This window comes from Halomonas sp. KHS3 (assembly GCF_000830495.1).
Lineage (GTDB): Bacteria > Pseudomonadota > Gammaproteobacteria > Pseudomonadales > Halomonadaceae > Vreelandella > Vreelandella titanicae.
Genome location: NZ_JWHY01000011.1, coordinates 58,242 through 79,712, shown reverse-complemented (window position 1 = coordinate 79,712; position 21,471 = coordinate 58,242). Strand labels below are relative to the sequence as shown.

Annotated in this window: 21 protein-coding genes; 19 read left to right on the top strand and 2 right to left on the bottom strand. The window is 52.5% G+C overall.

Going from position 1 to position 21,471, the window contains the following annotated elements; genetic code table 11:
* Positions 1-578 precede the first annotated feature (578 nt).
* From RO22_RS20460 to RO22_RS20445, 4 genes are all read left to right on the top strand, one after another.
* Complete coding sequence (locus RO22_RS20460) at positions 579-1,100, top strand: hypothetical protein (RefSeq protein ID WP_041159256.1); 522 nt, start codon at positions 579-581, stop codon at positions 1,098-1,100.
* A gap of 166 nt (positions 1,101-1,266) precedes the next feature.
* Complete coding sequence (locus RO22_RS20455) at positions 1,267-2,037, top strand: amino acid ABC transporter substrate-binding protein (protein WP_041159255.1); 771 nt, start codon at positions 1,267-1,269, stop codon at positions 2,035-2,037.
* 82 nt (positions 2,038-2,119) lie between these two features.
* Complete coding sequence (locus RO22_RS20450; protein WP_035538134.1) at positions 2,120-2,788, top strand: amino acid ABC transporter permease; 669 nt, start codon at positions 2,120-2,122, stop codon at positions 2,786-2,788.
* Positions 2,785-3,540: an amino acid ABC transporter ATP-binding protein gene (locus RO22_RS20445; RefSeq protein ID WP_027956927.1), complete on the top strand. Its 756-nt coding sequence runs from the start codon at positions 2,785-2,787 to the stop codon at positions 3,538-3,540. The genes RO22_RS20450 and RO22_RS20445 overlap by 4 nt, the downstream gene beginning before the upstream one ends.
* A 17-nt stretch (positions 3,541-3,557) precedes the next feature.
* Here RO22_RS20445 and RO22_RS20440 read toward each other — a convergent pair whose 3' ends face one another.
* Positions 3,558-5,474 (bottom strand): GGDEF domain-containing protein, encoded by a 1,917-nt coding sequence (locus RO22_RS20440; protein WP_411906902.1) that lies wholly within the window; start codon positions 5,472-5,474, stop codon positions 3,558-3,560.
* Positions 5,475-5,829: 355 nt separating this feature from the next.
* On the opposite strand from RO22_RS20440, the gene rpsT reads away from it, so the two are divergent.
* From rpsT to RO22_RS20380, 12 genes are all read left to right on the top strand, one after another.
* Positions 5,830-6,096, top strand: a complete 267-nt coding sequence (gene rpsT / locus RO22_RS20435) for a 30S ribosomal protein S20 (RefSeq protein WP_022521977.1) — start codon at positions 5,830-5,832, stop codon at positions 6,094-6,096.
* An 84-nt stretch (positions 6,097-6,180) separates the two neighbouring features.
* Complete coding sequence (murJ, locus tag RO22_RS20430) at positions 6,181-7,764, top strand: murein biosynthesis integral membrane protein MurJ (protein ID WP_027956925.1); 1,584 nt, start codon at positions 6,181-6,183, stop codon at positions 7,762-7,764.
* A gap of 66 nt (positions 7,765-7,830) precedes the next feature.
* A complete protein-coding gene (gene ribF, locus RO22_RS20425; protein ID WP_041159253.1) occupies positions 7,831-8,928 on the top strand; it encodes a bifunctional riboflavin kinase/FAD synthetase in 1,098 nt (365 codons plus the stop codon).
* Positions 8,912-11,767: an isoleucine--tRNA ligase gene (gene ileS, locus RO22_RS20420; protein WP_041159252.1), complete on the top strand. Its 2,856-nt coding sequence runs from the start codon at positions 8,912-8,914 to the stop codon at positions 11,765-11,767. Before ribF ends, ileS begins: the two co-directional genes overlap by 17 nt.
* An 82-nt stretch (positions 11,768-11,849) precedes the next feature.
* Positions 11,850-12,395, top strand: a complete 546-nt coding sequence (lspA, locus tag RO22_RS20415) for a signal peptidase II (protein WP_041159357.1) — start codon at positions 11,850-11,852, stop codon at positions 12,393-12,395.
* A gap of 19 nt (positions 12,396-12,414) precedes the next feature.
* The gene (fkpB, locus tag RO22_RS20410; RefSeq protein WP_022521982.1) at positions 12,415-12,861 is read left to right on the top strand and encodes an FKBP-type peptidyl-prolyl cis-trans isomerase; all 447 of its coding nucleotides are present in this window, start codon (positions 12,415-12,417) and stop codon (positions 12,859-12,861) included.
* 11 nt (positions 12,862-12,872) lie between these two features.
* Entirely contained in the window at positions 12,873-13,886 is a 1,014-nt protein-coding gene (gene ispH, locus RO22_RS20405) for a 4-hydroxy-3-methylbut-2-enyl diphosphate reductase (RefSeq protein ID WP_041159251.1), read from the top strand.
* An 81-nt stretch (positions 13,887-13,967) separates the two neighbouring features.
* On the top strand, positions 13,968-14,363 hold the full coding sequence (locus RO22_RS20400; protein WP_280115061.1) for a type IV pilin protein: 396 nt from the start codon (positions 13,968-13,970) through the stop codon (positions 14,361-14,363).
* A 163-nt stretch (positions 14,364-14,526) separates the two neighbouring features.
* Positions 14,527-14,958 carry a type IV pilus modification protein PilV gene (gene pilV, locus RO22_RS20395; RefSeq protein WP_041159250.1) on the top strand — a complete coding sequence of 144 codons (432 nt, stop codon included), beginning with the start codon at positions 14,527-14,529 and terminating at the stop codon, positions 14,956-14,958.
* Positions 14,955-16,064: a PilW family protein gene (locus RO22_RS23945; protein ID WP_052475733.1), complete on the top strand. Its 1,110-nt coding sequence runs from the start codon at positions 14,955-14,957 to the stop codon at positions 16,062-16,064. Before pilV ends, RO22_RS23945 begins: the two co-directional genes overlap by 4 nt.
* Positions 16,064-16,495, top strand: a complete 432-nt coding sequence (locus tag RO22_RS20385) for a hypothetical protein (RefSeq protein ID WP_022521987.1) — start codon at positions 16,064-16,066, stop codon at positions 16,493-16,495. Before RO22_RS23945 ends, RO22_RS20385 begins: the two co-directional genes overlap by 1 nt.
* 149 nt (positions 16,496-16,644) lie before the next feature.
* Positions 16,645-17,667 carry a tryptophan--tRNA ligase gene (locus tag RO22_RS20380; RefSeq protein ID WP_022521989.1) on the top strand — a complete coding sequence of 341 codons (1,023 nt, stop codon included), beginning with the start codon at positions 16,645-16,647 and terminating at the stop codon, positions 17,665-17,667.
* 139 nt (positions 17,668-17,806) lie between these two features.
* On the opposite strand, the gene RO22_RS20375 is transcribed toward RO22_RS20380, so the two are convergent.
* Positions 17,807-18,325, bottom strand: a complete 519-nt coding sequence (locus RO22_RS20375) for an Hcp family type VI secretion system effector (protein WP_009287534.1) — start codon at positions 18,323-18,325, stop codon at positions 17,807-17,809.
* A gap of 642 nt (positions 18,326-18,967) precedes the next feature.
* On the opposite strand from RO22_RS20375, the gene tssB reads away from it, so the two are divergent.
* The 3 genes from tssB to tssE are packed head-to-tail and all read left to right on the top strand — an operon-like array spanning position 18,968 to position 21,459.
* Positions 18,968-19,477, top strand: a complete 510-nt coding sequence (tssB, locus tag RO22_RS20370) for a type VI secretion system contractile sheath small subunit (RefSeq protein ID WP_041159249.1) — start codon at positions 18,968-18,970, stop codon at positions 19,475-19,477.
* 53 nt (positions 19,478-19,530) lie between these two features.
* Complete coding sequence (tssC, locus tag RO22_RS20365; RefSeq protein ID WP_009287536.1) at positions 19,531-21,012, top strand: type VI secretion system contractile sheath large subunit; 1,482 nt, start codon at positions 19,531-19,533, stop codon at positions 21,010-21,012.
* A gap of 15 nt (positions 21,013-21,027) precedes the next feature.
* On the top strand, positions 21,028-21,459 hold the full coding sequence (gene tssE / locus RO22_RS20360; RefSeq protein ID WP_022521991.1) for a type VI secretion system baseplate subunit TssE: 432 nt from the start codon (positions 21,028-21,030) through the stop codon (positions 21,457-21,459).
* The last annotated feature ends 12 nt before the right edge of the window (positions 21,460-21,471 follow it).

Below are 21,471 nucleotides of genomic sequence, written 5' to 3'. Positions count from 1 at the left end.
TCTCTGGTTGTACGTTCTAGACTATCAAATGGCCTTAACGGCCTAGTTGTGCCTATATTGGCACAACATCATGGAAGTAAATGGACGAAAAGGCCTAGTGGATTTGCCTATCAAACCTCTTCACCAGTTAGATCTGAAACAATTTTTACTTTTATATGAATACAGACATATTGATAGAATTTCCTCAGTTTTGCTAAATTAGAAAAGAGAAGCCGGTTGGTGTGGTTGGTACGAGTGATGGCTTGTACCGCGTAGTATAAGGTTTCTGGACATCCAATACTTAGTCTCTTTTCTTTATTGGCTTATGCCTAGCACCAATTACTTAGCTCATAACATTAATCTTATTGATGTTTGTTCGATAATGAAGGCAGCTCGCTACGCTGGAGCTATCTTGACTACTCAATTTTTTATTTCTTATTTATCAGGAAAATAACGAATGGATCCGCATAAACAGTCAGTAACTTTGGCTATGGCGGCTGGCTTGTTGAGTTTTAACAGCCTTATCATTTGCATGTATTTCCTATTGAGTGGCAGAGGCGTGCTGGAGGGGCGGAGAGTGGCTAAGGCTCGGACAGTCAGTGCCAACTGATGAGAGCAATGAACTGGCCGCTCAGCCCCCTGCTGTTGCTAAACAGGTGAATACCTCCTCTACGTTACCCGAGAATGAAGATAGCGTAGAGGAGGTGGCACCTGTAGAGGCAGAAGAGAGCACTCATGTACTGTTTGTGATGTTTGATCAACCGGATATCGCACTCAACAAAAAGCTGTTCTCGAGCCTGCAAAAGTGGGAGGCCCACTACGATGAGGCCTTTCAGGTTTATAGCGTGCCAGGCGTTACCCCGCAAAACCCATTGCGGGTTACCAATGCCTACCCGCCTGGATTGATGCCACCTCCAGAAGCCTTTCAGCAAGAAGAGCATTTGATCAGTGGTGTAAGTGTCATCCTCAAAAAGCCAAAGCGCAGGCGCGGGTTTGATAAGGTACAGTTGGAAAAACTGGTTACGTTTACTCAGGAGTTGGCAGCGCTGGGTGGAGGTGTGCTAGATGCCGATCGCCAAGCCGCTACCTTTAAAACGTTTCAGGCCATTCGCCACAAATAGCCATACATCACGGTGTGACTGCATATTCAATAAAAGAATAAAAATTATCTTTAATATTCTTTTGTATGCTTTTGTCGTAGAGGTAAACTAGCAGCCATCAATGCCTCATGATTATTTGTGTGGCTATTCGGATCGTCGGGATATCGACTAACGAGGAAACAGACTCATGCCACTACCAGCTAAGTTAACTACTACCCTTGCGGCGCTTTCGTTGAGTGTTGCCAGTGGGTTTTTCGCCGCTTCTGCCCAAGCCGATACGCTCCGGGTGGGCATGTCCGGCGGTTATTTCCCCTTTACCTTCGTTGAGCAAGATGAACTCAAAGGCTTTGAAGTTGATGTCATGAATGCCGTGGGTGAGATCACCGGTGATGATATCGAGTTCGTCACGGCGAGCTTCTCGGGCTTGGCGGGGATGCTTGAATCTGGCCGTATCGACACCATTGCTAATCAGATCACCATTACCCCAGAGCGTGAAGCGAAGTATGTGTTCACTTCGCCTTACGTGTATGACGGCGCGCAGGTCGTGGTGCGGGCAGGCAATGACACCATTGAAGGTGTTGAAGATTTGTCCGGTAAAAGCGTGGCCGTCAACCTGGGCTCTAATTATGAGCAATTGCTACGTGAGCAACCCAACGCCGACGAAATCGATATTCGTACCTATGAGTCCAATATCGAACAGGATGTGGCGCTGGGCCGGGTAGAAGCCTTTGTGATGGATCGCGTGAGTGCTACACAGGTCATTAAAGAGAAAGGCCTACCGTTAGAGCTGGCAGGGCAGCCGTTCTCGACCATTGAGAACGCATTGCCGTTCCGTGATGATGAAGCGGGCCGTGAGCAGCGCGACCGTGTCGATGCAGCGCTGAGTGAGTTGCGTGAGAATGGTGAGCTGCGTGAGATATCGGAAAAGTGGTTTAATACTGATATCACCCAGCCCTAAACGCTGAACTGATCCGTTCAACGCGGCCGTGGCATTGCCACGGCCGTTTGCTTATAAGCGATTTAGCCTATGTTTAATTATCATGCTTAACCTCGAATACATGTGGGGGCTGCTGCCGGTTCTGTTGCGCTACTTGCCGCTCACCCTTCAAATGGCAACGATTGCCATGTTCTTTGCGCTGATTCTGGCGTGCCTGCTGGCGGTAGTTCGCGTATCGAAAGTGCCGTTCTTAAATGGCTTCTCACTGCTGTTTATCTCGTTTTTCCGGGGTACGCCGCTGCTGGTTCAGCTGTTCCTATTCTATTATGGCCTACCACAACTGATTAGCGCCTTGATCTCGATTACCGGCGTTACCGCCGCCGTGCTAGGCCTGACGCTGCACTTCTCTGCCTATATGGCCGAATCTATCCGTGCGGCGATTGTCGGGATTGATCGCAGCCAGACTGAAGCCGCGCTTTCCATCGGGATGACCCAGTCGCAACTGATGCGCCGTATCATTTTGCCCCAGGCTACCCGCGTGGCAACGCCGACGCTGATGAACTATTTCATCGACATGATCAAAGCGACCTCGTTGGCCTTTACGCTGGGGGTGACCGAGTTGATGGGCGCTACCCAAAAAGAGGCCGCGGGCAGCTTCCTCTATTTAGAAGCATTCCTGCTGGTGGCGCTGATTTATTGGGCGATTGTGGAAGTGCTCTCTTGGGGGCAGCGCCGGTTAGAAATTTATCTGAATAAGGCCTACCAACGATGATTTCGCTGCAAGGCATTACCAAGCGTTTTAGTGGCCATACGGTGTTTAAAGATATCGACTTGAGTCTTGCTCAGGGCGAGATCATTGTGATCATTGGGCCTTCCGGTACAGGTAAATCGACGTTGCTGCGCTGCATCAACTTTCTTGAACGCCCTGATGCAGGCCGTTTGCAGGTGGGTGATTTGAGCGTTGATACCCAGCGTGCCAGCCGGGCAGATATCCTGGCATTGCGCCGGCGTACCGCCTTTGTATTTCAGAACTACGGCCTGTTCGCCAACAAAACCGCGCTGGAGAATATCAGCGAGGGGATGATCGTGGTGGATAAGTTGCCGAAAGCGAAGGCCCATGCACGGGCAAGAGAGATCCTTGAACGTATCGGCCTGGCAGACAAAGCAGATGCTTATCCCGCTTCGCTCTCAGGCGGCCAGCAGCAACGAGTGGGTATTGGTCGTGCCATGGCCGCCAACGCTGATGTAATCCTGTTTGACGAACCCACGTCGTCCCTTGACCCTCAGTGGGTTGAAGAAGTGTTGAGCCTGATGAAGCAGTTGGCGGTAGAGCGCCAGACGATGATCGTGGTCACCCACGAGATGCAGTTCGCCCGGGAAGTAGCGGATCGGGTTGTCTTCATGGACGAGGGCGGCATCGTCGAGGAAGCGCCTCCTGAAGAGTTGTTCACTGCACCCAAAGATGAGCGAACGCGCCATTTCTTGCGCAAAATTTTAGCGCCTACCGGGCAGGCCGTGCCTTAAAGGTCGCAGTAGGTCAGTTACTTCGCGTTAACAACCACTTGGTTTCGGCCATTATCTTTAGCCTGGTATAGCCCTATATCGGCGCGTTTTAGGGCAGGCTTAAGTGCTTTTTCGTTGTCTAGAATAGTCGTTACCCCTAGTGAAGCAGTCAGCCAAAGTGCCTGTTCGGCGTGCTCAGCTGTGACGTTAATGGGGGTAACTGCCGTTGTTCTGCGTATTCGCTCGGCCACCTGTTCCGCTTGAGAAAGCGAGGTATTGGGAAGCAAAATAGCAAACTCTTCGCCGCCCACTCGGCATAGCAAGTCTTCCTGGCGAAGCAGTTTGGTTACTATTTTGGTGAAGTTTTTCAGTACGTCATCGCCTGCGTCATGTCCGTACGTATCGTTAATGTGCTTAAAGTGGTCAATATCAATGGCGATGAACGCGATTGGGAGATTTTGCCTTCGCGCCCGGGATATTTCAGTCGTTGCTTGGGCCTGTAAATAGCGCCGATTGAAGACCCCCGTTAAGGGGTCGGTCATGGCTTGGGCGCGTAGTTTCTCTTCCAGCTCTTTGCGCTCGGTAAGGTCAAAGACGGTAGCGCGCGAATGCACAAACTGACCATTGCGGCAGAAGGCTGAGGCTTGAATCATGACGTGACGCTGCTCGCCGTTTCGGGTTAGCAGGCTGCATTCAGCGCTACTGGGTTGATTTTGTTTTACGTTTGCGAAAGCTTTATCAAACTGATCGCGGGTTTCTGGCGTGATCAATTCTCGGTAAGTGATGTGACCAATAACTTCTTCGTCGGTGTAGCCTAGCCAAGCGAGCTCGGTGCGGTTCATTTTGATCACTCGCCCTGTGGTATCGAGCGAGTGGTAGCCGCAGGGGGCGTTTTCATAAAGATCGCTGACTTCATGAGCGTGGCGCTGAGCCGCCCTACGTAGCTGGCGCTGACGCTGGCTGCTGAGAGCCCAGAATATTCCAAAGGCGACGGCGACACCGTAGGTCAACAGTAGAAACCAGAGCACGGTGGTCTCTTCTTCTATTAAGGATCGCCAAGTAGGTAGTGGTAATGTCACGCCCAGCTTCCAAGGGTAGTAAGCGTTTTCGCTGAAAACAGTACCCGCTAGGCTACGGTAGCGCTGAGTGCGTATATCTTCAGTCTGAAAGCGTAATAGCTGGCCATCGACCTTGGTATGGCCTGTATTGCGCTGCTGCATGGCTTGCCAATAGAGAGGTGAAAGGGCGGCAAAATCGCTGCCAAAGCTCGTCGTATTTAATGGCGGGATGCCTTCATCGAGCAGCCATCGTCCTTGGGCGTCGATTAAAATCGCATTGGCATCTTGGTCAAGCAACATGGCCTGACGTAGGGCGCTGGTAAGGTAATCCCAATTGAGGCTCAAAAGCACCACGCCACGGCGTTCCCCCATGGCATCAAAAACGGGTGTCGACACATTGACCACAGGAATCACGTCGCTACCCATTAGCTCAAATTGGAGGTTACGGCCCGGCGGCGAGATATAAAGATCGCGTGGCTGCAGTGAAGAGGCTTCTTTGAAGTAGTCGGTATAGGCATGATGATTGCCATTCACGCGGTGCCCCGTTTGAATACTTTTAGGTGCGCGGAGTACTTCGCTGCCATGATTATCAATGAGTACCAGCTTGGTATAGCGAGGGTTGTGGCTGATCAACGTGTTTAGAAAGGTTGAAAGTTGCGATAAGTCGCTAAGCGAATAAGGCTGGGCTGATATCGACGAGTTGTCCTGTGCTGCCAGGTACCGCCTTAATGCAGGCATTTCGGCAATCGCCAGCGCGTAATTTAGGCTTTCATTAATATCGCGGGTTAGTGCCTCCTGGCCAACTTTCAATAAGGCATCTGCTTCGGTATGCAGGCTATCTAGCCGGGACTCCATATGGACATGGAGCACAGGCAGCAGTGTTGTCGATACGAGGATCAACGGTATGCAAATGGCTAGTAGTAAGCGAGTGTGTAAACGCCGCAATGACACTGACATGTTTCCTTTGAGTAGGTCTGCGCCGGGCAGCCTGCTTTTAAAGTTATACGTTGTACTTGTAAAGGCGTAGCTAGCAAGCTCGCCAAGCGCGTGATAGACTACGCCATCCTCTCAGACAAGTCCCGTGAGCGGGCAGCTTATTTCGACTGCCTGCTACACACTTTGGTAGGGTGATACGCCTGCCAAATCAATTGGTTGTTGCGGAAACGTCGTGCTGTGGCAGCACAGCAGACGAACACATATTTAATTTCGTTGCCGTTTTATCGGCAACCTTTATTCTCCAAGGAGATACCCTGTGGCGAACAGCAAGCAAGCTCGCAAGCGCGCCCGCCAGGCCGAGAACCGTCGCGTCCTGAAATCCAGCCAGCGCAGCATGGTCCGCACCTACATCAAGCGTGTAGTGAAAGCGATCGGCACCGGCGACCACGCTAAGGCAATGGAAGAGTTCAAGGCAATGCAACCGGTCGTTGACCGTATTGCAGACAAAGACGTGCTGTCTAAGAAGAAAGCAGCTCGCCTGAAGAGCCGTTTGAACAAGCGTATTAAGGCACTGGCGGCGTAAGCCGGCAGGCGCCATAAAAAAACCGGCTGCGGCCGGTTTTTTTGTGTCTGGATGATTTTTCTAGATGATTTTTCTGGATAGCTTATGACAGCGAAGAAAGCACCCAACACATCCCCAGGCACCACAGTCGTGCGTCGCGGGCTAATGCGCTCGGGGCTTGTAGTCAGTGCCATGACCATGCTGTCGAGGGTGATGGGGCTGGCGCGTGATGTGGTTATCGCTACCTTCTTAGGGGCAGGGGATGGCGCTGATGCGTTTTTCGTGGCGTTTAAGATCCCTAACTTTCTGCGCCGTCTGTTTGCCGAAGGGGCTTTCAACCAGGCTTTCGTACCCGTGCTCTCAGAGTACTCCACCCAGCGTAGTCGGGAGGAGATACGCGCGCTGCTGAATGCCACTGCCGGTAGCTTAACGGCGGTGCTGGCGCTAATTACCGCCGTGGCGATGCTCTGTGCGCCGTGGCTGATTTGGGTATTTGCCCCTGGGTTTGGCAGTGAGCCGGACAAGCTGGCGCTGACCGCGGATATGCTGCGCTTAACCTTTCCTTATTTACTGCTAATTTCGCTCACCGCGTTTTCCGGTAGCGTACTGAATACCTGGAACCGCTTTGCGGTTCCCGCGTTTACCCCGGTGCTGCTTAACCTTTCGCTGATTGGTGCGGCGCTGTTTTTAATGCCGCTAATGGAAGAGCCCGCCATGGCGCTCGCCTGGGGCGTGTTGATCGCCGGAGCGGCCCAGTTGGTTTTTCAGGTGCCGTTTTTACTGCGCTTGGGATTGATGCCTACTCCCTGGCCTAATTTTGCTCATGAGGGAGTGCGACGCATACTGAAACTCATGGGGCCTGCGCTGTTTGGGGTATCGGTATCGCAAATTAACCTGCTGTTGGATACCGTTTTGGCGTCATTGCTGGCGGCGGGCAGCGTGTCGTGGCTTTACTACTCGGATCGTTTAGTGGAACTGCCGCTGGGCGTGTTTGGGGTGGCCATTGGGACGGTGATTTTACCAGCACTCTCTAAACGCCATGCTGACCAGTCCAAGGAGCACTTTGCTGCGATGCTTGATTGGGCGATCCGCATTGTATTGCTGTTAGGCTTGCCCGCGGCACTGGCGCTGGCGGTGCTTGCCGAGCCGCTGTTAATCACGCTGTTTCATTACGGAGCGATGACCGACAACGACATCCAGATGGCGGCCATGAGCCTGCGTGCTTATGCCTTTGGCTTGGTAGCCTTTATGCTAATCAAAGTATTGGCACCGGGATTTTTTGCTCGCCAAGACACCAAAACCCCGGTGAAGGTAGGCATTATCGCCATGGTCGCTAATATGGTGTTTAACCTACTGCTGATTTGGCCGCTGGCTCATGCTGGATTAGCGTTAGCCACCGCGCTTTCTGCTTTCTTGAACGCGGGCCTGTTGGGTTACTTACTGCATAAGCAGGGAGTGTTGGTCTTTCAGCCGGGCTGGAAGCGCTATGCGGTGCAGTTACTAGGTGGCAGCGGGCTAATGTGCGCGGCCCTCTATTTTATTGCGCCCGACTGGCAGGCTTGGCTCGCGTTTGGCCTTTGGCAACGGATAAGCTGGGTCACCGGGCTAGTGATACTGGGCGGCTCGCTGTACTTTGCGTGGCTGGCGGCACTGGGTTTGCGCGTTCGTCATTTAAAAATGCACTCATAACACTGCATCCTTGGGTGTGGGTTCGTTATAATCAGAGGCTTTATGTCCTCCAACGGCTGAGGTGCCATGCGCGTCATTCGAGGTCTGCACAACTTGAGAGCGGCTCATCGTGGCTGCGTTGCCACCATCGGTAATTTCGATGGGGTGCATCGCGGCCATCAAGCCATCCTGCAGCAGTGCCGAGAGCATGCGGCGCGCTGGAGTGTGCCGTTAACAGTGGTGGTGTTCGAGCCCCAGCCGCGTGAATTTTTTGCTGGTGATCAAGCTCCACCGCGTTTAACCCGGCTACGCGAGAAAGTACGGCTGCTCCGCGATTTTGGCGCTGAACAGGTTCTCTGCTTGCCGTTTAACGATGCGCTGCGCAGCCTTACCGGGCGTGAGTTTATCGATCAGGTGTTGATTGATGGGCTAGGCGTTAAGCACTTGGTCGTGGGCGATGATTTTCGCTTCGGCTGCGACCGCCGCGGTGATTTTGCCCTGCTGGCGGAGGTCGGGCGCGAACAGGGGTTTGGCGTAGAGCACACGCGTACTTTTACCGTGGATGACGAGCGGGTTTCCAGTTCTCGGGTGCGTACTCTGCTTGCCAGCGGCAATTTTTCTGCTGCTGCGCGTTTGCTGGGCCGCGCCTATTCGTTACATGGCCGAGTGGTGCGCGACCAGCAGTTGGGGCGCACCATTGGTGTACCGACTGCCAATTTGCCGCTGATGCCCCAGCCATTAACGCTGCGTGGGGTTTATGCGGTGGTGGCTGAGCTTGAAAATGGCGAGCGCTACCCAGCAGTGGCGAATGTGGGCTTCCGCCCTACGGTGGGTTCGGAACGGCCAACGCTGGAGGTGCACCTGCTGGATTTTAAAGGTGATCTCTACGGCCAACGCATGACGGTGTTTCCCTGCGCGCGCCTGCGGGGCGAGGTGAAGTTTGACAACCTTGAGGCGCTTAAAGCGCAAATTGAACGTGACCAGGCCCGCGCTCGCCACTATTTAACGGCGGCAATAGGTGGGCAAAACAGCGCTGACCAAGAGAACGCTGAACAGGACTATTCGCTTCCGCTGGCCACGGCCCCGCTTGGGCGTGAGGCCATGTCTTCAAATGCGGTGTCTTCAAACACGATTCCTTCTGATTCTTCTTCGGCGGGTGATGCCGCCGATGCTAACAACGGCTGACCAGACCATGGATTATAAGCACACGCTGAATTTGCCTGAAACTGATTTCCCCATGCGTGGCATGCTGCCAAAGCAGGAGCCAGGGCGGGTTTCCCAGTGGCAGGATATGAACATTTACCAGCGCCTGCGGGAAGCGCGCGCGGGCGCGCCGCTGTTTGTGCTGCACGATGGCCCTCCCTACGCCAACGGCAGTATTCATATTGGTCACGCCGTTAATAAAATCCTTAAAGATATTATCGTTAAATCGAAGAATTTAGCCGGCTTTGATGCGCCATATGTGCCCGGCTGGGACTGCCACGGCTTGCCTATTGAGCACAAAGTAGAAACCACTCACGGCAAGAACCTGGCCCCTGAACACGCCCGTGAGCTTTGCCGTGAATACGCTGGCGCCCAAGTTGAAACACAACTGGCCGACTTTGTTCGTTTGGGCATTATTGGCGATTGGGATCACCCATACCGCACTATGGATTTCGCCAACGAAGCGAGCGAGATTCGTGCCTTGGCCGAGATGGTCGACGCGGGTTACGTGTTTAAAGGTTTGAAGCCGGTCAACTGGTGCTTTGACTGTGGTTCGGCGCTGGCGGAAGCCGAAGTTGAGTACGCTGATAAGAAATCCGACGCCATCGACGTCGCCTTCCCGGTAGAAGATGCCGACAAGCTCGCCGCCGCCTTTGGCTTAAGCGAACTGGCCAAGCCTGCGGCAGTGGTTATCTGGACTACCACGCCATGGACCATTCCGGCCAACCAGGCGCTCAACGTTCACCCTGAGTTCACCTATGCACTGGTCGATACTGGCGAGCGTTTGCTGCTGCTGGCGGAAGAGTTGGTGGAGAGCTGCCTAGAGCGCTTTGGCCTGCAAGGCGAGGTGATTGCTACGACCCAGGGCAAAAACCTCGACCTGATCAATTTCCGCCACCCATTCTACGATCGGCTCTCGCCCGTCTACCTGGCAGAGTACGTCGAGTCAGAAGTGGGCAGCACCGGTATTGTTCACTCCGCACCCTCTTACGGCATGGATGACTTTATCACCTGCCGCGAGCATGGCATGGAGTTTGATGACATGCTCAACCCGGTGCAGGGAAATGGTGTTTACGTTGACGACCTGCCGTTCTTCGGCGGCCAGATGATTTGGAAGGCCAACCCGCATATCGTCGAAAAACTGCGCGAAGTGGGTGCGCTGATGGCGCATATCCCGATCAAGCATAGCTACATGCATTGTTGGCGCCACAAAACGCCGGTGATCTACCGTGCCACGGCGCAGTGGTTTGTGGGAATGGACATCAAAGGCAAAGATGGCAAAACCCTGCGTGAACGTGCCCTTGAAGGTATCGAAGCCACGGCGTTTACGCCTGCCTGGGGCCAGGCGCGCCTGCACAGCATGATCGCCAACCGCCCGGATTGGTGTATCTCGCGCCAGCGAAACTGGGGCGTGCCGATCCCGTTCTTCCTACACAAGCAAACCGGTGAGCTGCATCCGCGCACCGTTGGGTTGATGGAAGAGGCGGCCAAGCGCGTTGAGCTGGAAGGCATCGATGCCTGGTTCAAACTCGACCCGGCAGAGCTGCTGGGTGCTGAAGCGGCGGATTACGATAAAGTCACCGATACCTTGGATGTCTGGTTCGACTCTGGCACCACCCACCGCCACGTACTTCGCGGCTCGCACCCCCATGGCCACGAAAGCGGCCCGCGGGCGGACCTCTACCTGGAAGGCTCCGACCAGCACCGTGGTTGGTTCCACTCATCGCTGCTCACCGGTTCAGCGATTGATGGCCATCCGCCGTATCGTCAGCTGCTGACCCACGGCTTTACCGTCGATTCCCAGGGCCGCAAGCAGTCCAAGTCGCTGGGCAACGTCGTTGCACCTCAGGAAGTGATGGACAAGCTGGGTGGCGATATTCTGCGCCTATGGGTCGCCTCCACCGATTACTCTGGCGAAATGGCTGTCTCGGACGAGATTTTGAAGCGCACCTCCGATGTGTATCGCCGGATTCGCAATACCGCGCGCTTCCTGCTTTCGAACCTTAACGGCTTTGATCCAGAGAAAAACCAGGTAGCGTTTGGCGATATGCTGGCGCTGGATCAGTGGGTGGTGGATCGCGCTCACCAACTACAGGCGCGGATCGAAAAAGCCTACGAAGAGTACCGCTTCCTGGATGTTTACCAACAGGTGCATGGTTTCTGCGCCCGGGAACTGGGTGGCTTCTATCTGGATGTGATTAAAGACCGCCAGTACACCACGCAAACCGATTCGTTGGCGCGGCGCAGTGCACAAACCGCGCTCTATCACGTGGTGGAAGCGCTGAGTCGTTGGATTGCGCCGATTCTCTCCTTTACCGCTGAGGAGATTCACGAAAACATCCCCGGTAAGCGCGGCGACAGCGTGCTGCTGGAGACTTACTACACTAACCTTGGCAGCCTGGAAGAAAATGCTGAACTGGGTCGTGCTTTCTGGGAGCAAGTGCTGGAAGTCAAGCACTCGGTCAACAAGTGTCTTGAAGATGCCCGTAATGCCAAAGTCATTAAAGGCAGCTTGGCAGCTGAAGTCACTCTGTATGTCAGCGATGACCTGCAGGCGACTCTGGCTAAACTGGGTGATGAACTGCGCTTTGTGATGCTAACTAGCGAAGTCACGCTTAAACCCCTGGTTGATGCAGGCGATGCAGAAACGACGGAACTTGATAGCTTGAAAGTCTCAGTCAAAGCCAGCGACAACACCAAGTGCGAGCGCTGCTGGCACCATCGCCCGGATGTCGGTACTCATGCTGATCATCCGGATCTATGTGGTCGCTGTATCAGCAACCTCCCCGAAGGCAGCGGTGAGATTCGCCACTATGCTTAAAGATAAAAGCATGCTTAACGAAAAAAAAGCGCCTAACGATAAAAGCATGCCTAACGATAAAAGCATGCCTAACGATAAAAGCATGCCTAACGAACAACAGGCGCCTAAGGATACAAACGCACGGCCGACGATGCAGCGGCCACTGCGCTGGCTATGGCTGGCTGTGGCAGTAATTGCCTTGGATTTGATCACCAAATACGTGGCCAGCAGTCAGTTAGGCTATGCCCAGCCGGTCGAAGTACTGCCGTTCTTTAACCTGACGCTACTGCACAACACTGGCGCGGCGTTCAGCTTTTTAGCCACACATCCTGGCTGGCAGCGCTGGTTCTTTGCGTTGATTGCTGTGGGAGCTAGCGTGGCGTTGACGGTGTGGCTTTCACGCATCAAACACGATGAAAAGTTACTGGCGGTAGCGCTGCCGCTGATTATTGGCGGGGCGCTGGGGAATCTCTACGACCGCCTGGTGCATGGCTATGTGGTCGACTTTTTATCGTTTCACGTCGCTGGGTGGTACTACCCGGCGTTTAACGTGGCGGATATAGCGATTTCCCTGGGGGCGGTCGCTTTAATCTGGGAATCCATTATGGGCGAGCGGCGGCGCAAAAAAGCGGCCAAGACTTCCCATTAATCGAACGTTGAGAACTGCAATGAGCGACTATCTGATCGATGAAGGCATGGAAGTGACGCTACACTTCACCTTAAAGCTGGAAGATGGCACTTTGGTGGACTCCACCAAAGACAAAGCACCGGCTACCTTCGAGTTTGGCGACGGAAATTTGCCGCCCGGTTTTGAGCATCCGATTAAAGGCTTGGCTGCGGGGCAGGAGGGTACCTTTCAGATAACCCCTGAGCATGCATTCGGCCAGCACAACCCGCAAAATATTCAAACCCTGAAGCGGGCAGATTTTGGCGATGAAGCCCCGGAAATTGGTATGGTAATGTCGTTTGCCGATAAAGCGGGAACGGAATTGCCAGGTGTGGTCAAAACCATTGACGGTGATCGTATCGAGGTGGATTTCAATCACCCGTTAGCAGGCCGCACGCTCACCTTTGAGGTCGAAGTGCTCGACGTCAAACCGGTGACAACGCATTAATTCACTAAGCGATGCCGCTTACGCATCAAGGCGCTACTATGCAAACGACGCAATCGACGCAAGCACAGCCCATACAGATCAAGTTAGCCAATCCGCGTGGTTTTTGTGCCGGTGTGGATCGCGCGATTGATATCGTTAATCGCGCGTTGGATGTGTTTGGCCCGCCGATTTACGTGCGCCATGAGGTTGTGCATAACCGCTTTGTGGTCGAAACGCTGCGCGCTCGTGGGGCAGTGTTTGTTGAAGAACTGGATGAAGTGCCGGACGATGTCATCGTCATTTTCTCCGCCCATGGCGTTTCCCGTGCGGTGCAAGCCGATGCTGAGCGGCGGGGCTTGAAGGTATTCGACGCCACCTGCCCGCTGGTCACCAAAGTGCACTTGGAAGTATTGCGCTACGCCAAGCGTGGTCAAGAGTGCATTCTTATTGGTCATGAAGGCCATCCGGAAGTTGAAGGCACTATGGGGCGTTATGACACCTCCCACGGTGGGCGTATCTACTTGGTAGAGGATGAAGAAGACGTCGCTAAGCTGGAGGTGAATGATCCCTCAAAGCTGGCCTTCGTGACCCAAACTACGCTGTCGATGGATGATACCGCTAAGGTGATCGACGCGCTGCGCGATAAGTTTGCCGAGATTCAGGGGCCACGCAATGACGATATTTGCTACGCCACGCAGAACCGTCAGGATGCAGTACGTGAGCTAGCGTCCCAGAGCGATCTATTGCTGGTGGTGGGCAGCCCCAATAGCTCCAACTCTAACCGCTTGCGAGAACTTTCTGAGCGCATGGGCACGCCCGCCTACTTGATCGATAACGCTGACCAGATCGACCCCAAGTGGCTTGAGAACGTAGCGCGTGTAGGCGTCACCGCAGGCGCCAGTGCCCCTGAAGTATTGGTGAAAGGTGTGATTGCCAAGTTGCAGACTATGGGGGCTGCATTACCTGAAGAGCTACAGGGCCGCGAGGAGACCATTACTTTCTCTATGCCAAAGGAGTTGCGTGAAAAGGTGATCGCCAGCAGCTAACCATAGGCCTCGCAATGCAATGCGTATTAGTTTGCGACATACTAAAACGGTATGAGCCCACTAATACAGGAGCGAAGCCGCGTGTCTTATACCTCTCATCTTTCGACTGGCCATTCTTTACTGAATGGCCAGCGCGGCTTCACCCTCATTGAATTGATGATTGTGCTGGTGATTATCGGCATCGTCGCCTCTATTGCCTACCCCAGCTATACCCGCTACGTGCAAAAAACAGTGCGAACCGACGCCCATGCAGGCCTTATGCAAGCCGCTTCAGAGCTTGAGCGCTGTTACACGCGCTCTTACAGCTATAGCGATTGCACCATCAGTGAGTTATCCCCCGAAAAAAATTATGAGATTGCTGAGAGTATTAACGGTGACGGCTACCTACTGACTGCGAGCACCGTTCAAGATGATGGTTGCGAAGAGGATATAACCTTAAGTTCGAGTGGCGAAAGGTTACCCAATGCCTGTTGGTGAGTTAAGGCGACAACGCTTTCAAAGTTTGGGCGACGCTGACACTTCCAACTGCTCTGGCTCACCCTGCGAAATGACGCTAAACCCCACCCATCAAAGTGCTTCAGCTCCTCCTGTAACGCTGGTGATTAGCACATCGGACAGCCTTCGCAGGAAGGAGAGAGTCATGAACTCTCAGCGCGGCTTTAGCTTATTGGAAGCGCTAGTCGCACTGGTGGTTCTCTCGATTGGCCTGATCGGCGTTGCCGCCATGCAGCTTAAAGCACTGCAAAGTGCCAATGCAGGCTATCAGCGTTCGGTGGCAAGTGTTGCGGCTGTGGATGCTCAGGAGCGGCTTTGGGCTCAGCTAGCCACGCTCGAAACAGGCCAGACCTGCGAGGATGTCGACATCTCCGGCGTTCAGAGTGCATGGAAGGAGCATTGGTTTCAAAATAGTGGTGCGACACCACTACGGGGAGCCTCTTCTTCCCAAAGCCGGATTGCAAAAGGTGACAGTGGAAGTGATTGTCGCATTGACGTGACTGTGGCCTTGGGCGAGGACAATGACGATCAATTTAGCTACTTCTTTCTTCTTCCCAAGGTCGAGAGCTCACCATGAAGCAGCGTCAGCAGGGCTTTACACTGGTGGAGTTGATGGTGGCGTTGGCGATCGGCACGGTCATTATCCTTGGGGCTGGCCAACTGTTTCTAACGACCTTTCAGACCTTTCAAAATGTTGACAAGGTAAGCCGTAAGCAAGAGAACCTAATTTTTATTGCCCAGAGGCTTACCAGTGAAATTCGTCAAAGCGGGCCGGGTCGCTATACGTTACGGTGTGAACAGAGTCAGGATGCCTGTAGCTGTACGGTGGCGGATCAGGAAGAGAATGGGCAGCCGCTGGTAAGTTTTCTGAAAGATGTACCGAACCATGATTCGTCAAGCCAGTGTAATGAGGACGAGCACGTGTTAGGCGAACTTGTGTCGGGTGACGCACCGCTTTACCGGGTGGAACTGCCCTTAGAGAACAATGGTGAGGCGATTGTATTTCATGTCATGGAGCGACAGGGCATATATGCCAGCTTCTTTGATACTCCTACCAGTCAGAAGGGGAAAGGCGATGCAGTGATTGCGGGAGGTGCCGTGAGCGGGGCGGAAAATATCCTGGTAAGTGAATCAACGGTTAACTCAAATTTAGATCCATCGATTATCCCTTCTCCGCAATTAAGCGACTCGCATGATTACTACACAGGCTATATCAATAACATTAAAAATCTGGACGGCGTGATTGCTACCTGTACCGAAAACGAAATCATGTTTTCATCGGGAAAGGCCTTTTATTGCGATGGCAATATAAATAAGTTAAACGTGACTGAACTTAGTGGAAAGGTGGTCGTAGTAGAGCAAGACATTTCAATACAGCAGAATGATAACTCCTCAGTCACTGATGTCGCCATTGTCGCTGGTGGCGAAATTAATTTTAATGGCAATAATACCAATGCACTGTTTCGAGGACTTATCTGGGGAGCGGGTAGTGTCAATTTAAGCATGTCTGGCGTTGAGTTTGTTGGTAGTGTTATCTCCAATGGCTCTGTTGTATTCAATAATGTCAATAGTATTAATGCTGACCTGAGTGTTTGGGAGTTACTGTCAGTATATGGTTATGAGTTCTCTATGCGTCAAGCATTAGAGGGTTTGTCAGAAAATATCGATTTTGGTGACGACTGATGACTCTGCAAAATCGTCAGAAAGGCGCTGCATTGGTCATCGTCATGGCGCTACTAGCCGGGGCACTGCTACTGGGGACTGCCGGCATGCAGTCAGCAATCATAAATGAGCATTTGGCAGGTAACTACCGGATAGTGGCGCAAGCCAATATGAATGCAGAGTCGGCTTACGCAAAAGCGGTTGAGGAGAATCTCGAAACAATAAACTGGGGTAGTGAGTCTTATGACCAAAATTATATTGAAAAGATGAATTGGGAGAGTATCAAAGGGCTTGGGCAGGTCGTAGATCAGTGTGAGGGGGAGGCCTTCCTGTGTTTTTATTTTCCTTTGCTTGTTGATGGAGAAAAGTGCTTTGTCGCGTTTGGAGCTGTATATGATGATCAGGAAGAGCCGCTTGCCTTTAGTGACCCCTATTTTCTTTTCATCGATTGAGCATTTCTTTCAGAATGATAACGGCATAATGCTCTTGTAAATCCTCACCACTCTCTGCGGATATTGTAAAACCAAATTCTGCCTGTCGCATCCCCAGGTTCATACAAGTATCATACGACAATGTACGTTCAATGATGAGCCTAAAAACCATGAGCCAGACCGCAAAAACCCGCGTCCTCACCGGTATCAACACCACCGGCACGCCCCATTTGGGCAACTATGTTGGAGCGATCAAGCCCGCCATTGAGGCAAGCCAGGATCCCAACGTGCAGTCGTTCTATTTTCTGGCTGACTATCACTCCCTCATCAAGTGCCAAGACCCTAAGCGGGTGCAGCAGTCTCGCCTGGAGATTGCCGCGACTTGGCTTGCGCTAGGGCTGGATACCGATAACGCCATTTTCTATCGCCAGTCTGATATTGGCGAAATTCCCGAGCTGATGTGGATGCTCTCCTGCGTATGTGCCAAAGGTTTGATGAATCGCGCCCATGCTTACAAAGCAGCGGTGGCTGAAAACGAAGAGGCAGAAAACCAGGATCCTGATAAAGGCATTACGATGGGCCTTTTTGGTTACCCTGTGCTGATGGCGGCGGATATTTTAATGTTTAACGCCAACAAGGTGCCGGTAGGGCGCGATCAGATTCAGCATATTGAAATGGCGCGCGATATCGCCGGGCGCTTTAACCATCTTTATAAAGGGCAGCACTTTACCCTCCCTGAGGCCGTGGTAGACGACAAAGTACAGCTGTTGAATGGCTTGGATGGGCGCAAGATGTCCAAAAGCTACGATAATACGATCCCGCTCTTTTCCGCTGAGAAAAAACTGCAGAAGCTGGTACGTAAGATTAAGACCAACTCGCTGGAGCCCGGTGAGCCGAAAGATCCAGACACCTGCACGCTGTTTCAAATCTACTCCGCTTTTGCGACACCTGAAGAGACCGCTAGTCTACGTGAGCAGTACGTGAACGGTATTGGCTGGGGCGCGGCTAAGGATCAAGTGTTTGAGTACTTGAATGCACACTTGAGCGCGCCGCGTGAACGCTATAATGCGCTGATGGAAGACCCGGCCCACATTGAGGCTGTGTTGCAAAAAGGCGCCGAACGGGCGCGGGAAGAAGCTGTTGTAACGATGGATCGTCTCCGTTCAACGGTAGGTTTGGGGCGGTTTGTTTAATCCCAGAGCCTTGGCGCAATACCAATAGCGAAACACCTGCAGCAATAGAGCAGAAACGACGAAGCCCCTTCCAAGTGGAAGGGGCTTCGCTTGTTTCAGGCCTTGTTTTTCAGGCCAGGGCTAGGCTATTAGCAACAGCTTAACCTTCGATCGGGGCGCGCCAGTCGTCGGAACCAGAGGTGCCAGCAACAGTGTGTTCCCAATCAATTTTACGGTAAGCCAGTGACACGTCCATCAACTGGGTGAATTCAGACTTGGTGATGTCTTGGGCGTGTGGCATACGCAGGTTGATGTCAACGATAGTGGCATCGGTCAGCGTGGTCGTGAAGAAGTGCTCCTGCTTACCTTCAACAGAGGTGCGGTACCACTTCAGCTCAACGTTGGGCAGCATTTCACCAGACGCTAGTGCGTTGTACATCAGCGGTACTGATTTGTTCAGGGCAACGGTAAAGATAAAGGGCTTGTGTGCACGCTGACCGGATGGCTGACCAGACTGCGGATCAGTGGGTACGGTAACGACATGCTTAAATTCTTGTACCAGCATTTGGTCTTCATGGCCCTCAACGTAGATGTTGCCTACGGAGTCAGGGGTAAAAGCGCCTGCTGTGATGTTGCCCTGAGTTTGGCCTTCGATGCTGATATAACATGGTGTTGGCATGGTCTGCTCCTTGACTGAAAAATTAAAGAAATGTCACGTGGACGAAGACAATAGAGCAACTTCAGGGCCAAGTTTTTAAATTTGTTATATATCAATATGTTATGTGTTTGTTGTGTAGAGCGCTTCTTTCTGCGGGGCAAAAAGTTGCCTGTGCTGGGCAAGATATTGCCTGGCAGGGCAAGAACTTGCTTGCTTGCTCGTTACATCTACAAGCGCTTAGTAACGCTGGGTTGCATCTACCGTTACCTTGCTTTATGACTAAAGCCTTTCTTGGAATTTTAAGCAGAAATAGGGCCATGGGAGCAATATTTTTGCCGCTAAAAATGACGGCGCTGCCCATTTAAGCACCTCTCTTGTATGAATTTTGCTCTCCGTTTTGTAAGAAATCACTGACAGTTTTTGTAAGAGATCTCTTACAAATGCGGTTTTTAAAAATTAGTTTTAATTAGCTTCTTTTATTGTGCTGCTAAAATTCGCGAAAAAGGTCGTAAAACACGTCTTCTTGAAAGTCTTCTTCTCTCAGATTGTCGCAATACCTGCTTAGAGCCATTTGGTACTTTCGGTGTAAATCCGGTACTTTCCCGCAATTAATAAGCATTCTTCTTTGAATCGAAAATGTTCTAATTTTTACGGGCGAAAACCATGGCTAAGCAAGGAACGGTCGCGCCGAAAGAGCGCATCAATATCAAGTATGTACCCGCTACAGGTGATCAGCAGGCCGAGACTGAACTGCCGTTGAAATTATTGGTGGTCGGTGACTTCAAGGGAGGCGAGGAAGATACCTCCATTGAGGAGCGTGAGGCTGTTTCTGTTGATAAGAATAACTTCCAGTCTGTTATGCGCGAAGCGAACCTTGGCTTGCAGGCTGCGGTTCCCAATCGGTTGCAAGAAGAGGGTGAAACAAGCGATTTGGCCGTCAATTTGGAATTTAAATCACTCCATGATTTTGCGCCCGACAGTATCGCTCGGCAGGTGCCGGAGCTGCGTAAGCTAGTCGAATTAAGGGAGGCGTTGGTGGCATTGAAGGGGCCGCTGGGCAACGTACCTGCTTTTCGTGATCGTTTGCAGAAGCTACTCGAAAGTGACGAAACGCGTCAGCAGCTGTTGGCGGAGCTAGAGCTGCTTGATTCTGACCCTAATCGTAACGATTAAGCATTCTTATTTTCGTGCTAGTCCAGTAACCGGATTGTATTCGAGGCATCTCTATGAGTGATACGGCGCAAAAGAAAAGCCAAACGGTGGAAGCCCAGGAAGAGGTTTCTTTACTTGACCAAGTGATGGCGCAGACGCGTATGGCGCCAGCGGATGAGGGCTACGACGTTGCCAAGCAAGGCGTTGCCGCTTTTATTTCCGAACTGTTAAGCGGCGAGAACGCTGCCCCGCAGGTTAATAAAGCCGTTGTGGATAGCATGATCGTTGAACTTGACCGGAAAATTAGTCGGCAAGTTGATGAGATTCTTCACGACAATAGCTTTCAGCAGCTGGAGTCTGCGTGGCGTGGCTTGAAGCTGTTGGTCGACCGCACCGATTTCCGCGAAAACATTAAGCTTGATGTGCTTCACGCCACCAAAGAAGAACTGCTGGATGACTTTGAGTTTGCCCCGGAAATTACCCAAAGCGGGCTCTACCAACACGTTTATGCTGGCGGGTATGGTCAGTTTGGCGGTGAGCCGGTAGCAGGGATTATCGGGCATTATGATTTCACCCCCTCGACCCCTGATATGAAACTACTGCAGCACACGGCTGCTGTAGGGGCGATGGCCCATGCGCCGTTCCTGTCAGCGGTGGCGCCTTCCTTCTTCGGCATCGATAGCTTTGAAGAGCTGCCCAATATCAAAGATTTTAAAGCTATCTTTGAAGGGCCCAAGTACGCGCGCTGGCGTAGTCTGCGCGAGTCAGAAGACGCGCGCTATTTAGGTCTGACGGCGCCTCGTTTCTTGCTGCGGATGCCCTACGACCCGGTCGAAAACCCCATCAAGACATTTAACTATCGTGAAACCGTCAGCGAAGATCACGACCATTATCTTTGGGGTAATACGGCGTACCTGCTGGCCGAGCGCTTGACTGACAGCTTTGCAAAATACCGCTGGTGCCCGAACATTATTGGCCCTCAAAGCGGCGGTGCGGTTGAAAACCTGCCTGTCCATACCTACGAAGCGCTAGGCCAGTTGCAGGCTAAAATCCCCACAGAGGTGCTGGTAACGGATCGCCGCGAGTTCGAGATGGCCGAAGAAGGCTTTATTTCGTTAACGATGCGTAAGGGCAGCGATAACGCTGCTTTCTTCTCGGCTAACTCCGTACAAAAGCCCAAGGTATTTCCGAACACGCCCGAAGGCAAAGACGCTGAGACCAACTACAAGCTGGGTACTCAACTGCCGTATATGTTCATCATCAACCGCCTGGCTCACTACATTAAAGTGCTCCAGCGTGAACAGATCGGTTCATGGAAAGAGCGTCAAGACCTTGAGCGTGAGCTGAATACCTGGATCCGCCAATACGTGGCCGACCAAGAGAACCCGCCCTCCGATGTACGCAGCCGCCGCCCGCTGCGTGCCGCCTCTATTCAGGTGTCGGATGTCGAAGGCGATCCGGGTTGGTACCAGGTGTCTATGTCTGTGCGCCCGCACTTTAAGTACATGGGTGCCAACTTTGAGCTGTCGTTAGTCGGGCGTCTCGACAAGGAATAAGGGAACCTCTCCATCATGGCTATTAACCATGGCAGCCTGCTAGGTAGCCGTCTGTTTGAGCGTCTTGCGATGCCTGAACAGCCGTTAGCGCATGGGGAGGATGAGAGGCTGGCGGAAACTGTTGAGTCGATCAAACGACACTTAGTGGAGTTGCTCAACAGTCATCCGGGCAATAGCGCCTGTGAGCCTGAGTTGGGGTTGCTGGACTTCAATGATGCAACGATCGGCGTGCTGGATTTAGAGCTGAATATCCAGCGCGCCATTCGGCAATGCATCGAACGCTTTGAGCCGCGGGTTCAGCACGTTGAAGTTGAGTCATTACCCAATAATGGCGATCCCTTACAACTGCATTTTCAAGTACATGCCACCGTAGCGTTAGGGCGAGATAACGCCCACGCCACGATCGACTTATTGCTCAATAATAAGCGCTATCAGTGTCTTAACTGATAGGCTTGCGAG

Bases quoted from the DNA above. Each gene is read 5' to 3' on its own strand.
- lspA (WP_041159357.1), top strand. From the start codon at position 11,850: ATGCCTAACGAACAACAGGCGCCTAAGGATACAAACGCACGGCCGACG.
- ispH (WP_041159251.1), top strand. From the start codon at position 12,873: ATGCCGCTTACGCATCAAGGCGCTACTATGCAAACGACGCAATCGACG.
- RO22_RS20455 (WP_041159255.1), top strand. From the start codon at position 1,267: ATGCCACTACCAGCTAAGTTAACTACTACCCTTGCGGCGCTTTCGTTG.
- RO22_RS20375 (WP_009287534.1), bottom strand. From the start codon at position 18,325: ATGCCAACACCATGTTATATCAGCATCGAAGGCCAAACTCAGGGCAAC.
- murJ (WP_027956925.1), top strand. From the start codon at position 6,181: ATGACAGCGAAGAAAGCACCCAACACATCCCCAGGCACCACAGTCGTG.
- RO22_RS20450 (WP_035538134.1), top strand. From the start codon at position 2,120: ATGCTTAACCTCGAATACATGTGGGGGCTGCTGCCGGTTCTGTTGCGC.
- ileS (WP_041159252.1), top strand. From the start codon at position 8,912: ATGCTAACAACGGCTGACCAGACCATGGATTATAAGCACACGCTGAAT.
- ribF (WP_041159253.1), top strand. From the start codon at position 7,831: ATGCGCGTCATTCGAGGTCTGCACAACTTGAGAGCGGCTCATCGTGGC.
- RO22_RS23945 (WP_052475733.1), top strand. From the start codon at position 14,955: ATGAAGCAGCGTCAGCAGGGCTTTACACTGGTGGAGTTGATGGTGGCG.
- tssB (WP_041159249.1), top strand. From the start codon at position 18,968: ATGGCTAAGCAAGGAACGGTCGCGCCGAAAGAGCGCATCAATATCAAG.
- tssE (WP_022521991.1), top strand. From the start codon at position 21,028: ATGGCTATTAACCATGGCAGCCTGCTAGGTAGCCGTCTGTTTGAGCGT.
- RO22_RS20385 (WP_022521987.1), top strand. From the start codon at position 16,064: ATGACTCTGCAAAATCGTCAGAAAGGCGCTGCATTGGTCATCGTCATG.
- pilV (WP_041159250.1), top strand. From the start codon at position 14,527: ATGAACTCTCAGCGCGGCTTTAGCTTATTGGAAGCGCTAGTCGCACTG.
- RO22_RS20380 (WP_022521989.1), top strand. From the start codon at position 16,645: ATGAGCCAGACCGCAAAAACCCGCGTCCTCACCGGTATCAACACCACC.
- RO22_RS20445 (WP_027956927.1), top strand. From the start codon at position 2,785: ATGATTTCGCTGCAAGGCATTACCAAGCGTTTTAGTGGCCATACGGTG.
- tssC (WP_009287536.1), top strand. From the start codon at position 19,531: ATGAGTGATACGGCGCAAAAGAAAAGCCAAACGGTGGAAGCCCAGGAA.
- fkpB (WP_022521982.1), top strand. From the start codon at position 12,415: ATGAGCGACTATCTGATCGATGAAGGCATGGAAGTGACGCTACACTTC.